We start from the raw sequence: 14,714 nt of genomic DNA, 5'->3' as shown, positions 1-14,714 counted from the left end.
AAGGAAGTCAGGCATGAAGTTTGCCGTACTCGACTTTGAGACGACGGGCACATCGCCCGAACAAGACGAAATCATCCAAGCGGGGCTTGCCTTGATCGACGAGGCGGGCGCCGCTGCTTCTGTATATACGTCGTTGGTTCGGCCGTCCAAGCCGATCTCCGAATTCATCGCGCGGCTCACCGGCATCACCGACGACGACGTCCGGGAGGCGCCCGAGATCGAAGACGTGCTCGCGGAAATGGTTCCTCTGCTGCAGGATGCCGTCCTCGTCGCGCACAATGCCAGCTTCGACGCGCAGTTCCTGCAGGCGGCGCTGGACCGCAGCGGCTATTTGCCCTTCTCGGGGCGAATCATCGATACCGTGGACCTGGCTCGGATCGCTTTTCCTACGCTGCCGTCTTATCGGTTGGGTGCGTTGACCCAAAGTTTGGACATCGCCCACGACCGGCCCCATCAGGCCGACAGCGACGCACTCGCGACGGCAGACGTGTTCGCGCGCTGCCTGGACCGCTTTCGGGCGTTTCCGATGCTGACGCTGCAGCGGCTGGCGAACCTGTTCGATCCCGAGCGCAACGATCTGGGCTGGCTGTTCGCGCACATTCTCGCATGGCGGGAGACGCAGCCGCTCGCGGAACCCGAAGGCTATCAATATTACCGCCAATTCGCGATGAAAATCGCCGATTGGACGGAGGAAGACGAAGACCGCGAGGAAGCGGCGATGAGAGCCGCGCGCGAACTGGGCGAGATGACGTTCGAGACGTACGAGCAGAGCGTGCGCGAACGGCTCGAGACGCTCCTGCCTTCCTACGAGACGCGGGAAGGCCAGCGCATCATGTACGGAGAAGTGCTGGAAGCGCTGGAGCGCGACGCGCATTTGCTCGTCGAAGCCGGCACCGGCACCGGCAAATCGCTGGGCTATTTGCTTCCCTCTCTCTATTATGGTTTAAAGGAATCGAAAAAAATCGTCGTGACGACGCATACGATTCAGCTGCAAGAGCAGCTCCGGCAGCGGGATCTTCCGCTACTGCAGGAAGTGCTGCCCGTCCCGTTCCGGGCGGCGGTGTTCAAAGGGCGGGGCAACTATATGTGCCTTCGCAAGTTCGAGCAGCAGCAGATGCTGCCGGAAGCCGCCCTGTCGCGCGACGAGGCCGTCACGCGGGCGCAGATGGCCGTATGGCTGACGGATACGGAGCGGGGAGAGGCGGAGGAGCTGAACCTGAGCGGACGTTCCAAGGACGAATGGAACACCGTGGCGAGCGATGCGGACTCGTGTCTGAACCGACAGTGCCCTTGGTTCCGCAAATGCTTCTACCACCGCGCACGCCAGGAGGCGAACAAGGCGGATCTGGTGATCACCAACCACGCGATGGTGTTCACGGACATGCGGGCGGAGCATCGCCTGCTGCCTTCGTACGACCGGCTGATCGTCGACGAGGCGCATCATCTCGAAGAAGTCGCGAGCAACCATCTCGGGCAGAAGACGGGCTACAACGCGCTCCTGACGCCGCTGCAGCGATTGTGGAAGGACGCGCGCAGCGGACAGCTCAACGCCTTGATCGCGCTCGTGAGCGGCCTTGGCGACGATCAGGCGACGGCATGGGGCGAACGCCTCGAAGAAGCCGTCCCGCGCGTGCACGAGCTGCGGGAAGCATGGGAGCAGTGGACTGATCGGCTTTACGCGCTGCTCGCGGCGAACGCGGCGGCCGACGAGACCGGAAGTCTCACCTACCGCTTGCGCACCGAGGCGCTTCCAGCCGATTGGGAGTCCGTTCAAGTGGACGGACACAATGTCATCCAGCGGCTGTCCGATTTGCTGCGGCCGCTCGACAAAGTCGTCTCGGACATCCGGGATCGCAGCGACGACTTGACCGTCCAGAGCGTGCTGACGGACTTGAACGGCGCGCTGAAGGATCTGGCCGGCCTGCGAACGGAGCTTCAGTCGTTCGTCACGCTAGGCGAAGAAGGCCACGTGTACTGGATCGAAGGCCATTCCCAATACAAGAGCCGGTCGGTGTGGATGTACAACGTCCCTGCCGACGTCAGCGATCTGCTCAAGGAAGGCATGTTCGACAAAAAGGCGAGCGTCGTCCTGACGTCGGCGACGCTGACCGTCGACAAATCGTTCCAATACGTGAAGGAGCAGCTCGGCCTCGACGCGGCCGAACGGGAAGGCAGGCTGCGCACGGCGCAGCTGCCCTCTCCGTTTAACTACCGCAAGCAAGCGCTCGTGCTCATTCCGCGCGATTTTCCGAACATCCGCGGCAGGGAAGGCGACGCGGCGTTTGTCGAGGCGCTCACCCGGTCGCTCGCCGAAGTGGCGTCGGAGACGGGCGGACGGATGCTCGTGCTGTTCACGTCCCATCGGATGCTGAAGTCGGTATACGGTCCGCTGAAGGACCTGCTCGCACCCGCGGAGATCGAGGTGCTGGGTCAGGGCGTCGACGGCGGGAGCCGCAGCCGGCTCACCCGGCAGTTCATGGAGCAGCCGAGATCGGTTTTGCTCGGGACGAGCAGCTTTTGGGAAGGCGTCGATCTGCCCGGAGACGCGCTGACTTGCCTGGCGATCGTGCGACTGCCCTTCCAGCCGCCGAACCACCCGGTTATCGAAGCCAAGTCCGAAAGACTGCAGGCGGAAAAGAAAAATCCGTTTATGAAGCTGTCGCTGCCCCAGGCGGTCATCCGCTTCAAACAAGGCTTCGGCCGTCTCGTCCGCACCGCTTCGGACAAAGGGATCGTCGTCCTGTACGATACGCGGGTCATCGATACTAATTACGGCAAATATTTTCTATATTCGCTGCCCGGCCCCAAGATGGAGCACCTACCGCTCAGCGGCCTCGTGCCGCGCGTGCGGGAGTGGCTCGCGCACGATGAAGCCGCTGCCGGCGAAGCGTCGGACCGGCCTGCGGCGGCACCAGCGAAAGGAGGAGACGGGTCATGAAGCAGGTGAAAATTTCCGAAGCGGTCGTCCGGCGGCTGCCGATCTATTTGCGGTACCTGAACGAGCTGAGCCTGAGCGACGTGCAAACCGTCTCCTCGCAGGATCTCGGCGAGAAGCTGGACCTCAATCCGGCCCAAATCCGCAAGGATCTCGCCTACTTCGGGGAGTTCGGACGCAAGGGCGTCGGCTACAACGTCGGCTATCTGATCGAAAAGATCCGCCAGATCCTGAAGCTCGACCGCCCGCTGCATGTCGCTCTAGTCGGGACGGGGAACCTTGGCCGCGCCCTCTGCAACTACAACATGTATCTCAAGGACAATATGAAGATCACGTCCGTATTCGATGCCGATCCTTCCAAGGAAGGCATCGTGATCAACAACCTGACGGTCGAGCCGATGAGCAAGCTGCCCCAGGTCGTGCGCGAAAAAGAAATTTCCATCGGCATCATCACGGTGCCGGCCGCCGAAGCGCAGAACGTGGCGGACCGTTTCGTCGAAGCGGGCGTGCGCGCGATTCTGAACTTCGCGCCGACCGTCATCCGGACGCCGGAGGACGTGCGAATCCATCACGCGGACTTCACGTCCGAGCTGCTGAGCTTGGCTTATTACATGAATCATGAGGACGAGATGGACGAAAGGAACAGTGAGTCATGAAAAGATGGTTGATACGCAACGGTACGTTCGTCACGCTGGCGGCGGAGCGGCCGACCTATGAAGGATGGCTGTCCGTCGAAGGCGACCGGATCGCGGGTATGGGCGAAGGCGAGGCGCCTGCCGCCGAGACAGAGGCCGCGACGGAGATCGTGGACGGGCGAGGGCTGCTATTCCTGCCAGGCCTGATCAACACGCACGGTCATGCCGCGATGTCCCTTCTGCGGGGACTCGCCGACGATCTGGTGCTCCAGGATTGGCTGGAAAACCATATGTGGCCGACCGAAGCGAAATTTACCGGAGACGACGTCTACTGGGGGACGGCGCTGGCCGCGTCCGAAATGATCCTGAGCGGTACGACGACGTTCGTCGACATGTACGACCATATGAGCCGGGTCGCCGAAGTCGTCGAGCAGGCCGGCTTGCGTGCCAGCCTGACGCGCGGCGTGATCGGATTGTGCCCACCCGACGTACAGACAACCAAGCTGAACGACGCCGTCCGGTTCGCCCGCGAGTGGCACGGCAAAGCCGACGGCCGCATCCAGGCGATGATGTCCCCGCACGCGCCCTATACGTGTCCGCCGGATTACATCGAGCGGATCGTGGCGGCTGCCCACGAGCTCGGGCTGCCGCTGCACACGCACATGTCGGAGACGGCCGCCGAAGTCGCGCAGAACGTCCGGGATTACGGCGTCCGCCCGGTCGAGCATCTGGACCGGCTCGGCCTGTTTTCCCGTCCTTCGCTCGTGGCGCATGCCGTTCATCTGAACGACGAAGAGATCGCGCTTCTAGCCGAGCGCGGCGTCGCCGTCTCCCACAATCCGGTCAGCAATCTGAAGCTGGCGAGCGGCGTCGCCCGAGTGCCGGATATGCTTCGCGCGGGCGTCACCGTCTCGCTCGGCACCGATAGCGCCGCGAGCAACAACAATTTGGACCTGTTCGAGGAAATCCGTCTGGCCGCGCTGCTGCACAAGGGCGTATCCGGCGATCCGACCGCCGTGCCGGCCGCTGAAGCGCTGCGCATGGGGACCGTCTACGGCGCCCGGTCGATCGGCCTTGAGAACGTGACGGGCGAGCTGCGTCCGGGCCTGAAGGCCGACATCGTCGCCGTCTCGATCAACAAGCCGCATTTCGTGCCGCGGACGGACTACATTTCGCATCTCGTCTATGCGGCTAACGGAGCCGATGTCGCCCACGTTTGGGTCGACGGCAAGCAGCTGCTGAAAAGCCGCGAGTTGTTGACGCTGGACGCGGAGCGCATTCGCTTCGAGGCTCAGCGCTGCTTCGAGAGGCTTCGGGGATGAGCCGGAGCAGGACGAAGGAGCGCCGTTCCGGCGCTTCCTTGACCCCGGTACGCTGGGTGCTGCTCATCGCCGGTTTTCTGCTCTTCGTCGTTGTCTGCCTGGCGATCTATGTCCGGAATGCGGACGCGGAATATCGCGGCGAAGAGCGCGCCGCGACGCTGAAGGCCAAGCAGGAAGCCGGGCTGGCGTCGGTTCGCGAAGTGACCAAGCATGTGTGGGACGAGGTCGTCTGGGTCGTCGAAGGCGAAGACGAAACGGGCGTCTCTTGGATCGTCTGGGAACGGGAGTCCGGCATCGTCAAGGAACAGGCGAGCGCGGGACTGACGAAGAAAGAGATCGAAAACCGGTTTGAGACCGCCCATCCAGGCAAGCCCATCGCCCGCCTGCTGCCCGGCTGGTTTGCCGGACAAGCTGCTTGGGAGCTGAGATATGTGGACGACAAGGCAGCCGACCGGGAGGCCATCGACTTTTACGCGTTTAAGGACGGCGCTATGCTCGGAACTTACGATCTGCCCGGCAAGTAACGCCGCAAGCCCGCTTTCCCCTCGGGGAGGCGGGCTTTTTCGTATTCGCAGAGGCGAAACCTTTCGGTATGTCATATCGTATACACATTTGGCAAGCATTTATACCGCAAAAGTCTATCAAAACATGATATACTCTTAGTTGTGCCAAGTAAGTTGCGAACGAACGCGAACGACATGCTGATCATACAACTTAGAGATAGAACGAGGAGAAGGAGGGCATACAGCATGAAACTGCGCATCATTCCGATCGCGGCGACTGCGGTGTTGTCCGCGGCCGTCCTGTTCGGCGGCTGGTTCGCCTATCGCCATTACGGTGTCGAGCAGCCGCTCGACCGCGTGGCGCAAAAGGTGCCCGGCGTCGAATCGGCGCGAGCAAGCATGAAATCCGATCAGGTCGTCCTGACGGTAAAGTTGAGTAAAGACGCGGACTTGGCCGAAGTATACCGTCAGGTCAAATCGCAGGGCGCGCAGGCGATCGGCTCCAAGGAGCTGCAGCTTGTCGCCCAACAATCCGACGATCCTTCGCTCGAGAAGGTATGGCGATCCGCCTTGTTTGACGTAGCGGAAGCGATGGATCACCGGCAATATACCGGCATTCGCGAAGCGATGACCAAGCTGGAGCAGGCGACGCCGGGACTGAATGCCTCGAGCGAGATGGACGAGCAGAACGTCTATATCAGCCTGCATCTGGGCGACCATGCGAAGTACGTCATTCTGCCGCGGGAGGCCGCCAAGCTGGGGGTGTGGCCAAATGCGTAACTGGAGAAACTACGGCAAAGAGATCGCGATCGGCTTCATTCCGGTCCTGATCGTATTCCTCATCTTCGCGGGAATGCCCGCCGTTCCTCTGCTGATGGGCGCGGCGCTGGTCGGCGGTCTGCTGTTCCTCGCGCGCGCCAAAGGTGGCCTCGCCGTCGGCGCGGCCGCCCGCAAGGCGCCCGCCCGGGAACCGGCTTACCTGTCCTTCGACGACATCGGGGGACAGGAGCAGGCCAAGCGCGAGCTGACCGAGGCGCTGGATTTTCTCGTGCAGCGGGATCGCATCGCGAAGCTGGGCATTCGTCCGCTTAAAGGCATTTTGCTCACCGGACCTCCCGGAACCGGCAAGACGCTGCTTGCCAAAGCAGCTGCCAAGCATACCCACTCGGCGTTCGTCGCCGCGTCGGGCAGCGAATTCGTCGAGATGTACGTCGGCGTCGGTGCCGGCCGTATCCGCGAGCTGTTCAAGGAAGCGCGCAACCAAGCCGCCAAGCTGAAGCGGGACAGCGCGATCATTTTCATCGACGAGATCGACGGCATCGGCGGCAAGCGCGACGGCGGCCAGCATCGCGAATACGACCAGACGCTGAATCAGCTGCTGACCGAGATGGACGGCATTCAAGGCGACGAAACGCCGCGCGTGCTGATTATCGCGGCGACCAACCGCAAGGAGCTGCTCGATGCCGCGCTGACGCGCCCGGGCCGTTTTGACCGCCACATCCAGGTGGATCTGCCGGACAAGCACGGACGCGAGCACATCCTGCGTCTGCATGCACGCAACAAGCCGCTGTCGGAGGACGTGTCGCTCGCCAAGGTGGCGGAGGAAACGTTCAGTTTTTCCGGCGCGCAGCTGGAGAGCGTCATGAACGAAGCGGCGATCTACGCGCTTCGCGACGAGAGCGAGCGAATCGTCCAGGCGCATCTGGCTCAGGCGATCGACAAAGTGATGATGGGCGAGCGGATGGACCGCGAGACGTCGAAGGAAGAGCGGGAACGCGTTGCGCTTCACGAGCTGGGTCACGCGATCGTTGCGGAAACCGTCCGGCCCGGCAGCGTGGCGCAGGTATCGCTTACGCCGCGTGGACAAGCGCTCGGCTACGTCCGCCACCATCCGCAGAAGGACAGCTACCTCTATACGAAGCAGGTGCTGGAGGACCAGATCCTGATCGCCCTCGGCGGCGCCGTCGCCGAAGAGATTCATTACGGCGGCCGCAGCACCGGGTCGCGCGGCGACTTCGACCAGGCGACGCAAATCGTGCGCACGCTGATCGAGTCCGGCATGTCGGGCCTCGGCATCATTCATCCTCAGGCACTGACCGCCGACCAATGGTCGAAGGAAAACGCCGCGATCCTCGAGGGGCTGACCGAACGGACGCGGGACATCCTCAAGGGACACATCGAGACGTTCAGCCGGCTGCTAGCGATTCTGATTAACGAAGAGACGCTGTCCGGAGATGCCCTCCGGGAGCATCTCAAGCAAGACGCGGCCTGATTTTTTTCTGTACGTTGAACGATGAGCGTTTCCCGAACCGATAGGGGAGGGAGACGCTTTTTTTTCTACTTTTGGACATCAATCTCGCGAAACAAGCGGCAAGGAGGGAACTTCCATCCCCGGCCGCGGCTGAGCGGCGACACCAACCGACAAGCATCGGTGACCGAACCCCAAAAGTGTGGTAACATAAATGTTTGAACCGATCACTCGTGTTCTTCGTCCATTAAAGAGGTGGTTGCTTTGAATGCCGACGCGAATTTCGATTATCTCAAATATATGAACGACCCCGAAGACAAGAAAGCGCTGCTCTCGGAGCTGATGAACGCTTACGGCAAGGAGGTCTGGAATTATGCGTTCAGCCTTACGCGCAAGTGGGATCTGGCGGACGATATTTCCCAGGAGGTCTTCATCAAGGTATTCAAGAACCTGCACAACTTCCGAAGCGACGCCTCCATCCGGACGTGGCTCCTCACCATCACGAGGAACACGGTCATCGACCACCATCGCTCCGCTTTCCTCCGCAAGGTCACGCTGACCGACTGGATCGGAGAAGTCGGGGAGCGGCAGTCGGTTGAGGAAGACGTCATCGAGCGATATGCCGTCAACGATCTTTGGAAGCTTGTGCTCAAGCTGCCAGCCAAGTCTCGCGAAGTTCTCATTCTTTACGCGCATCACCAGCTGTCGTTGAAGGAGATCGCCGAAGTGCTTGGCGTGACGGAAGGAACCGTGAAGTCCCGCATGTTCCACGCCCGTCGCAAAATCGCGAAAATGAAGGAGCGCAATGGTTATGGAACCGAATGATAAAGAATTGAGGCAGCAGCTTTCTCGAGGCCCCCTGTCCCGAAACGGCTTCGACGACCGTCTGCGCAAGCGGATCGAGGACGCGATCGACCGTCCTGCGCGCCGGCCGTCCTTCTTTGCCCGGATCGGCTGGAACGGGGCGGGGGTCGCCGCGATCCTCAGCTTGCTGCTGGCATTCGGCATCTGGCAGTGGACGGCCCCCGGGCCGTCCGCGGAGCGCTTCGCGGACGACCCGGCCGTCCAGACGGCCTCGACGCAGGACAACAAGCTGTTCGCGGACGCAAACGCGCAGATCCGGTCCGTCCTTCTGCTCGGTTTGCGCACCGACCAGGAAGCGGGCGGCAACGTCGTCAGCCGGTACCGGACGCTGCTCATCGCGCCGCAAGACGGCCAGTTTGCAGTCACCGCGTCGGGCGACGGGATCGTCATGCCTTACAAGCAAAATTTTTGGAAAATTGAGGCAGTTACCTCGGGCGACAAGAACGCGCCTACGCAGACGCTCAAGGCGTATCAGGCAAACGGTAAAGGCGCGCTGACTCTCGAGCAGGCTAACGCAATCCCCGTTACCTCCGACATCGGAATGGTCGAGCGCCTGACGTTCGTCGGCAACCGATACGTCTCGGTCGTGCAAAACCGGACCAGCGCGCCCAAGGCGGAGTTCCGCTGGGTCAAGCACATCGAGCAGCTCGCCTCCGACGCGAGCCGTACGGCTTTCGACCCTGCAGCAGAGTCGCACGTCAAGCTGGAGGAAGTCCTGAAAGACTCCGTTGCGGCGTCGCCCGCCATCCAGCCCCAGACGGAGCAATGGTCGATCATCCGGCGGACCGGCAACTGGACGGCTGCCGCCGAGGAGATGAAGAACGGCGTCACCGTGACCGACGCCTACGCGCCGTTCGGCAACGACGCGCTGGTCGAGATCTCCGAACCGCTGCCAGACGAGTTCCGGAATTACGACACGCTGTCGATCTCCTGGTCCCAGATCAAGAAGATCGTGCCGCAGGCGGAAGACGCATTCACCTCGCCGAACGAGGATATGCTCGCGGTCCTCGCGGGCAATCAGATTCTGGTCTATCCGTACCAGCAACAAAACGGCAAGGACCATCCGCTCACGATTCCGCTGGCCGACGGGGAGAAGATCGTCATGGCCCAGTGGACGTCCAATATCAAATACGTCGACAACTGGAAAAAGCAAGTGGCCGCCATCTTGAACCCGACGGACGGCGACGCGATTCAGTTGAATCAAGGGAACTGAGCGCCCGAAACATCCCGACGACATCCGCCGACGCGGATGGTCGGGTTTCTTTTTGCGAAAAAACCTTTACTTAGGTAACGCGTTAATGTATTATTGGGGTAATATAATAAAGCGTCCGATACGCAAAGGAGAGATTTGCATGAACCGAACCGGCCCAACGCCCGCACGGGAGACGCTCGGCCGCATGGCCCCCTATACGCCGGGCAAGCCGATCTGGGAAGTCCGGGAGGAATACGGCCTTGACCGCATCGTCAAGCTGGCTTCGAACGAAAATCCGCTTGGGCCTTCGCCTCTGGCGCTCGCCGCGATCACGGAGATGCTTAGCGAGCTGCACCGTTACCCGGACCATCGGGCGACCGCGCTCGCGGAAGCGCTGGCCGAGCGGCTGGGCGTGGCGCCGTCTCAGCTGGTCGTCGCCAACGGGGCCGACGAGCTGATCACCCTACTCTCGGAAGCGTATCTCGATCCCGGAGACGAGATTGTCGTCCCGTCGCCTTCCTTCAGCGAATACGAGTTCGGCGGGCTGCTCATGAACGCGGATGTCGTCCGGGTGCCGCTGCGCGAAGGGTTCGCTTACGAGATCACGGATATCCTCGCCTCCGTCACGCCGCGGACCAAGCTCTTGTATTTATGCTCGCCGAACAATCCGACCGGCACCTACCTTTCGCGGAACCACCTACGCCATCTAACGGATGCATTGCCTGAGCGGGTGCTTGTCGTCCTCGACGCGGCCTACGCGCATTTTGCGGATGCGGAAGACTATACCGACGGCTTCGAGCTGCTGCGCGAAGGGCGCAACATCGCCATCCTGCAGACGTTCTCCAAAATTTACGGCCTGGCCGGCGTTCGAGCCGGGTACTGCGCGGCACCGGAGGCGATCGTGCGGGCGCTGCTTCAAGTCAAAGAGCCTTTCAACGTCAATGCCTTGGCGCAGACGGCCGCCATCGCGGCGCTGCGGGACGACGATCACCTGGCCGCCTCCCGCCGGTGCAACGCCGAAGGCCGGCGGCAGCTTCGCGAGGGGCTTGCCGCGCTTGGCGTGCCGACGACCGAGAGTCAGGCCAACTTCGTGCTGGCCGAATTCGGGGACGACGCCCAGGATCTTGATAGGGCGCTGCTGCGGCGCGGGGTGATCGTCCGAAGCGGCAAGGGCTGGGGGTTGCCCCGCCATCTGCGCATTTCCGTCGGGACCGGGGAGGAGAACGCCTTCCTGCTGCGCGTTTTGCGGGAAGAGATGACTGCGCTCGGACGGCCCTGTTCCTCTTAACGGAATCTTCACCGGTTCTTCACCGCTTCGTCGGTTTATGTCGGCGGAGCGGTATGTTAAGATGGAAATGTCAGGTCGGACTTGCCGACCGACAGGCTGGAGGGATTGTCTGCATGTGGAGAAAGATCGGCGTCGTCGGCGCCGGCACGATGGGGCAGAGCATCGCGGAGATGCTGGCCGCCAAAGGATTGGACGTTCATCTGACCGACTATACGGCCGAGCGGCTGCAGCAGGCGCTGCTGCAGATCGAGACGAGCCTGGACCGGCAGATCGAGCGTTGGGCCATTACGACCGCGGAGAAGAAGCTTATCTTAAACCGCATTCATACAGAACCGTCGCTCTCCCACCTCGCGGAGTGCGATTTGGTCATCGAGACGATTAGCGAGGATTTGGACAGCAAGAAGGACGTGTTCCGGCAGTTGGACGCCGTCATCCCGGCAGATCGCGTGCTGGCGAGCAACACGTCCACGCTCAGCCTCACCGAGCTTGCGAGCGTCACGGCCCATCCCGAGCGGGTCATCGGCATGCACTTCGTCTATCCGGCTTTCCGGATCGACGTGGTAGAAATCATCCGCGGGCTGCAAACGTCGGACGAGACGTTCGTTCGGACCAAAGACTTTATCGAGCAGGTGCTGGCCAAAAAAGGCGTCATGGTGTACGAGTCGCCCGGCTTCGTCACGACGCGGCTGATCTGCCTGCTCATCAACGAAGCGCTGCATCTGCTGCAGGAAGGCGTCGCGTCCGCCGACGACATCGACAGCGCGATGCGGATCGGCTACCAGTTCGAAAACGGGCCGCTCGAGATGGCGGACCGATTCGGTCTCGACTCGGTGCTGGCGGCGCTGGAACGCATGTTCCGCGAATACGGCGAGCTGAAATACCGCCCGTCGATTCTGCTGAAGAAAAAGGTGCGCGCCGGACAGCTCGGCGTGAAGACGGGCAGCGGCTTTTTCTCCTACGACAAGGACGGTGACCGGCTCCCATGAACGTGCTCGTCATGAATGCGGGGAGCTCCTCGCTCAAGTATCAGCTGTACGAAATGGCGACCGAGGCGGTGCTCGCCACCGGCCGGGTCGAGCGGATCGGGATGGATTCGTCCATCCTCACCCATGAAGTGGAAGGACGCGCGGAGGTGCGGGAGGTCAGCGAAATTCTCGATCATACGACCGCCGTCCGCAAAGTGCTCGACATGCTGACCCACAAACAGTTCGGCGTGCTGCGCAGCATCGGCGAGGTGCAGGCCGTCGGCCACCGCGTCGTGCACGGAGGCGAAACGTTCGGCGAGTCGGTGCTCGTCGACGCGAACGTCAAGCTCGAGATCCGCAAGCTGTTCGATCTCGCGCCCCTTCACAACCCCGCCCACATGATGGGGATCGTCGCCGTCGAGCAGAACCTGCCGGACGTGCCGCAGGTCGTCGTTTTCGACACGGCCTTTCATCAGACGATGCCGAAGACGTCCTACCTGTATGCGATCCCGACGGTGCTGTACCGCAAGCACCAGATTCGGCGCTACGGCTTTCACGGGACGTCGCACGACTATGTCAGCAAGCGGGCTGCCGAGTTTCTCGGCCGGCCGCTGCGGGAGCTGAAGCTCGTCAGCTGCCACATCGGCAACGGCGCGAGCTGCACGGCGATATTGCACGGCCGGTCGTACGATACGAGCATGGGCATGACGCCGCTGGAAGGACTCATGATGGGGACGCGCAGCGGCGATCTGGACCCTGCGATCGTGCCGTATACGATGAACAAAGAGGACCTGACGCTGAACGAAGTGAATTCGATGCTGAACAAGCACAGCGGCCTGATGGCCGTATCGGGCATCAGCAGCGACATGCGCGAGGTCGTGCAGGCGATGGAAGCGGGCAGCGAGCAGGCGAAGACCGCCTTCGAGATGTACGCTTACCGTATCCGCAAGTACATCGGCGCCTACGCGGCGGCGATGGACGGCCTCGACGCGATCCTGTTCACGGCCGGCGTCGGGGAAAATTCGGACGTGCTGCGCAAGCGGGTGCTCGAAGGGCTTGGCTTCTTCGGCGTCGAGCTCGATCAAGATCGCAACGCCGTCCGCTCGAAGGACGTCCGCCGGATCACGACGGACGCGTCCAAAGTGACGGCGCTCGTCGTGCCGACCAACGAGGAGCTGCTCATCGCTAGAGACACGTACCGTCTCGCACGGTCCAGAGGGGGAGAGCTGCGGCATGAATGATATCGGAGGCGTGGCGAAAGGGCTGGCGGAAGCGTATCTGGACGGTGCGGTCAGCATTCCGTACGCGCTGCTGCGCGCCTACCGGGCGCTCAAGCTGACGGATACCGAATGCATGCTGCTGCTGCAGCTGATCGCTTTTCGGCAGTTGGAGCAAAACGACTTTCCGACGACGGAGCAGCTGCAGGAGCGAATGGGTGCCGGGGCGGCGACGATCGGGCAGGCGCTTCAGCGGCTCATGAAGCTGGAGCTCGTCGGGATCGACGAGGTGACGGACCCGGTGTCGGGCGTCCAGGCCGAACGTTACAACCTGAACGGACTATTTCACCGGATCGCGTCGCTGCTCGCGGCCGGAGAGGTGCCGCTGCGCTCGGAATCGGCGGACCCTACCGCCGCCAAGCCGACGGTCATTCCGCCCGCCGCGGCAGGTACGCCTTCGCTGTTCGGCACGTTCGAGCAGGAATTCGGCCGGCCGCTTACGCCGATGGAGGTCGAGACGATCAACGGATGGCTCGATCAGGACCGTTATCCCGAGGAGCTCGTCCTGTTCGCGCTCAAGGAATCCGTCTTCGCCGGCAAGCTTCACTTCCGCTACATCGATCGCATTTTGCTGGAGTGGAGCCGCAACCGGGTGCAGAGCGTCGAAGACGCGCGCGCGCATGCGCAGAGGTTCCGCGTCGGGCGATGAGTTCGCCGACGTGATTCGCCGGCGTTTGACAGCGGGCGGATTGGCGGGTATAATCTCGGCAAACAAGCTGCATTCGCCAAGCCGAAGGAGTCCTTACGCATGTCCAAACCGCTCTACCAAAAGCTGTACTACAAATCGGGCCGCGCGGCGGTCCTGAACGCGCCGGAAGGCTTCGACCTCGGCGTCGACGTCGAGACCGCTCCGGAAGGGAAGTTCGACTTCGTGCTCGTGTTCGCGCGCAATGCGGAGCAGGTGCTGAAGTGGACGGCCAAGATCATTCCGACCCTGAACGAAGACGCCGTCTTCTGGGTCGCCTACCCCAAGCAATCCGGCAGCATCAAGACCGACATCAATCGGGACAGCCTGTGGCGCCTCATGGAAGGAAAGACCGAATACCGGATCGTCAGCAACGTCGCCGTAGACGATACATGGTCGGCGCTGCGGTTCCGCCATCTCGACAAAGTCAAGACCAAGGCGTAATCGCCCGACCCGTCCCCGCGGTGAGGGGGCGCCGGTCCGGCGATCCGACGCCGCGAATGAAGACCGCCAGACCACGAGCGCGTGGTTCCGGCGGTCTTTTTTGGCTTGCGTCGATCCAGTGTTTGCCGGGGGCTAGGGAGAGTGTTCCGATGGAAAGTTGCACCGGCGATCCGACGCCGCGAATGAAGACCGCCAGACTCGCGAGCGTGTGGTTCCGGCGGTCTAGTTGGCGTGTGCCGTTCTAGTGTTCTCCTGGGGCTAGCGGACGTTCCGAAGCGGGTGGTCGGCCATCCTCTGAATGGAAGGAGGAGAGGGGCGGCGCCGTGACGAGCTGTTGTGTGCGATAGCAGCCGATT

Annotated in this window: 13 protein-coding genes; all 13 read left to right on the top strand. The window is 62.1% G+C overall.

All coding sequences use genetic code 11. The features are described from left to right. Window positions 1–13: 13 nt before the first annotated feature. The 13 genes from dinG (at window position 14) to LKX83_RS25700 (ending at window position 14,358) form a co-directional block, all read left to right on the top strand. The gene (gene dinG / locus LKX83_RS25760; protein ID WP_227885715.1) at window positions 14–2,938 is read left to right on the top strand and encodes an ATP-dependent DNA helicase DinG; all 2,925 of its coding nucleotides are present in this window, start codon (window positions 14–16) and stop codon (window positions 2,936–2,938) included. Then, on the top strand, window positions 2,935–3,591 hold the full coding sequence (locus LKX83_RS25755; RefSeq protein ID WP_227885714.1) for a redox-sensing transcriptional repressor Rex: 657 nt from the start codon (window positions 2,935–2,937) through the stop codon (window positions 3,589–3,591). Before dinG ends, LKX83_RS25755 begins: the two co-directional genes overlap by 4 nt. Next, the gene (locus tag LKX83_RS25750) at window positions 3,588–4,892 is read left to right on the top strand and encodes an amidohydrolase (RefSeq protein ID WP_227885713.1); all 1,305 of its coding nucleotides are present in this window, start codon (window positions 3,588–3,590) and stop codon (window positions 4,890–4,892) included. Before LKX83_RS25755 ends, LKX83_RS25750 begins: the two co-directional genes overlap by 4 nt. Next, on the top strand, window positions 4,889–5,416 hold the full coding sequence (locus LKX83_RS25745) for a cell wall elongation regulator TseB-like domain-containing protein (RefSeq protein ID WP_227885712.1): 528 nt from the start codon (window positions 4,889–4,891) through the stop codon (window positions 5,414–5,416). Before LKX83_RS25750 ends, LKX83_RS25745 begins: the two co-directional genes overlap by 4 nt. Before the next feature lie 225 nt (window positions 5,417–5,641). Then, complete coding sequence (locus tag LKX83_RS25740; RefSeq protein ID WP_227885711.1) at window positions 5,642–6,175, top strand: hypothetical protein; 534 nt, start codon at window positions 5,642–5,644, stop codon at window positions 6,173–6,175. Continuing rightward, on the top strand, window positions 6,168–7,667 hold the full coding sequence (locus LKX83_RS25735; RefSeq protein WP_227885710.1) for an AAA family ATPase: 1,500 nt from the start codon (window positions 6,168–6,170) through the stop codon (window positions 7,665–7,667). Before LKX83_RS25740 ends, LKX83_RS25735 begins: the two co-directional genes overlap by 8 nt. Window positions 7,668–7,907: 240 nt before the next feature. Continuing rightward, window positions 7,908–8,468, top strand: coding sequence for an RNA polymerase sigma factor (locus tag LKX83_RS25730; protein WP_227885709.1), 561 nt, complete (start codon window positions 7,908–7,910; stop codon window positions 8,466–8,468). Then, window positions 8,455–9,720, top strand: coding sequence for a hypothetical protein (locus LKX83_RS25725; protein WP_227885708.1), 1,266 nt, complete (start codon window positions 8,455–8,457; stop codon window positions 9,718–9,720). The genes LKX83_RS25730 and LKX83_RS25725 overlap by 14 nt, the downstream gene beginning before the upstream one ends. 139 nt (window positions 9,721–9,859) lie before the next feature. After that, window positions 9,860–10,987 carry a histidinol-phosphate transaminase gene (gene hisC, locus LKX83_RS25720; protein ID WP_227885707.1) on the top strand — a complete coding sequence of 376 codons (1,128 nt, stop codon included), beginning with the start codon at window positions 9,860–9,862 and terminating at the stop codon, window positions 10,985–10,987. 113 nt (window positions 10,988–11,100) lie between these two features. Further along, a complete protein-coding gene (locus LKX83_RS25715) occupies window positions 11,101–11,973 on the top strand; it encodes a 3-hydroxyacyl-CoA dehydrogenase family protein (protein WP_227885706.1) in 873 nt (290 codons plus the stop codon). Continuing rightward, window positions 11,970–13,193: an acetate kinase gene (locus LKX83_RS25710; protein ID WP_227885705.1), complete on the top strand. Its 1,224-nt coding sequence runs from the start codon at window positions 11,970–11,972 to the stop codon at window positions 13,191–13,193. The genes LKX83_RS25715 and LKX83_RS25710 overlap by 4 nt, the downstream gene beginning before the upstream one ends. Next, entirely contained in the window at window positions 13,186–13,878 is a 693-nt protein-coding gene (locus LKX83_RS25705; RefSeq protein WP_227885704.1) for a DnaD domain-containing protein, read from the top strand. Before LKX83_RS25710 ends, LKX83_RS25705 begins: the two co-directional genes overlap by 8 nt. A 99-nt stretch (window positions 13,879–13,977) precedes the next feature. After that, complete coding sequence (locus LKX83_RS25700) at window positions 13,978–14,358, top strand: hypothetical protein (RefSeq protein WP_227885703.1); 381 nt, start codon at window positions 13,978–13,980, stop codon at window positions 14,356–14,358. Window positions 14,359–14,714 lie beyond the last annotated feature (356 nt).

It is taken from the genome of Cohnella baijiui (assembly GCF_020731285.1).
GTDB lineage: Bacteria > Bacillota > Bacilli > Paenibacillales > Paenibacillaceae > Cohnella.
The sequence above is the reverse complement of the archived record's forward strand: the minus strand, read 5'-3'. Positions and strand labels throughout refer to the sequence as shown.

What these genes read in the sequence shown, in the direction of transcription:
- dinG (WP_227885715.1), top strand. Translation starts at nt 14, where the DNA reads ATGAAGTTTGCCGTACTCGACTTTGAGACGACGGGCACATCGCCCGAA.
- LKX83_RS25755 (WP_227885714.1), top strand. Translation starts at nt 2,935, where the DNA reads ATGAAGCAGGTGAAAATTTCCGAAGCGGTCGTCCGGCGGCTGCCGATC.
- LKX83_RS25750 (WP_227885713.1), top strand. Translation starts at nt 3,588, where the DNA reads ATGAAAAGATGGTTGATACGCAACGGTACGTTCGTCACGCTGGCGGCG.
- LKX83_RS25745 (WP_227885712.1), top strand. Translation starts at nt 4,889, where the DNA reads ATGAGCCGGAGCAGGACGAAGGAGCGCCGTTCCGGCGCTTCCTTGACC.
- LKX83_RS25740 (WP_227885711.1), top strand. Translation starts at nt 5,642, where the DNA reads ATGAAACTGCGCATCATTCCGATCGCGGCGACTGCGGTGTTGTCCGCG.
- LKX83_RS25735 (WP_227885710.1), top strand. Translation starts at nt 6,168, where the DNA reads ATGCGTAACTGGAGAAACTACGGCAAAGAGATCGCGATCGGCTTCATT.
- LKX83_RS25725 (WP_227885708.1), top strand. Translation starts at nt 8,455, where the DNA reads ATGGAACCGAATGATAAAGAATTGAGGCAGCAGCTTTCTCGAGGCCCC.
- hisC (WP_227885707.1), top strand. Translation starts at nt 9,860, where the DNA reads ATGAACCGAACCGGCCCAACGCCCGCACGGGAGACGCTCGGCCGCATG.
- LKX83_RS25715 (WP_227885706.1), top strand. Translation starts at nt 11,101, where the DNA reads ATGTGGAGAAAGATCGGCGTCGTCGGCGCCGGCACGATGGGGCAGAGC.
- LKX83_RS25710 (WP_227885705.1), top strand. Translation starts at nt 11,970, where the DNA reads ATGAACGTGCTCGTCATGAATGCGGGGAGCTCCTCGCTCAAGTATCAG.
- LKX83_RS25705 (WP_227885704.1), top strand. Translation starts at nt 13,186, where the DNA reads ATGAATGATATCGGAGGCGTGGCGAAAGGGCTGGCGGAAGCGTATCTG.
- LKX83_RS25700 (WP_227885703.1), top strand. Translation starts at nt 13,978, where the DNA reads ATGTCCAAACCGCTCTACCAAAAGCTGTACTACAAATCGGGCCGCGCG.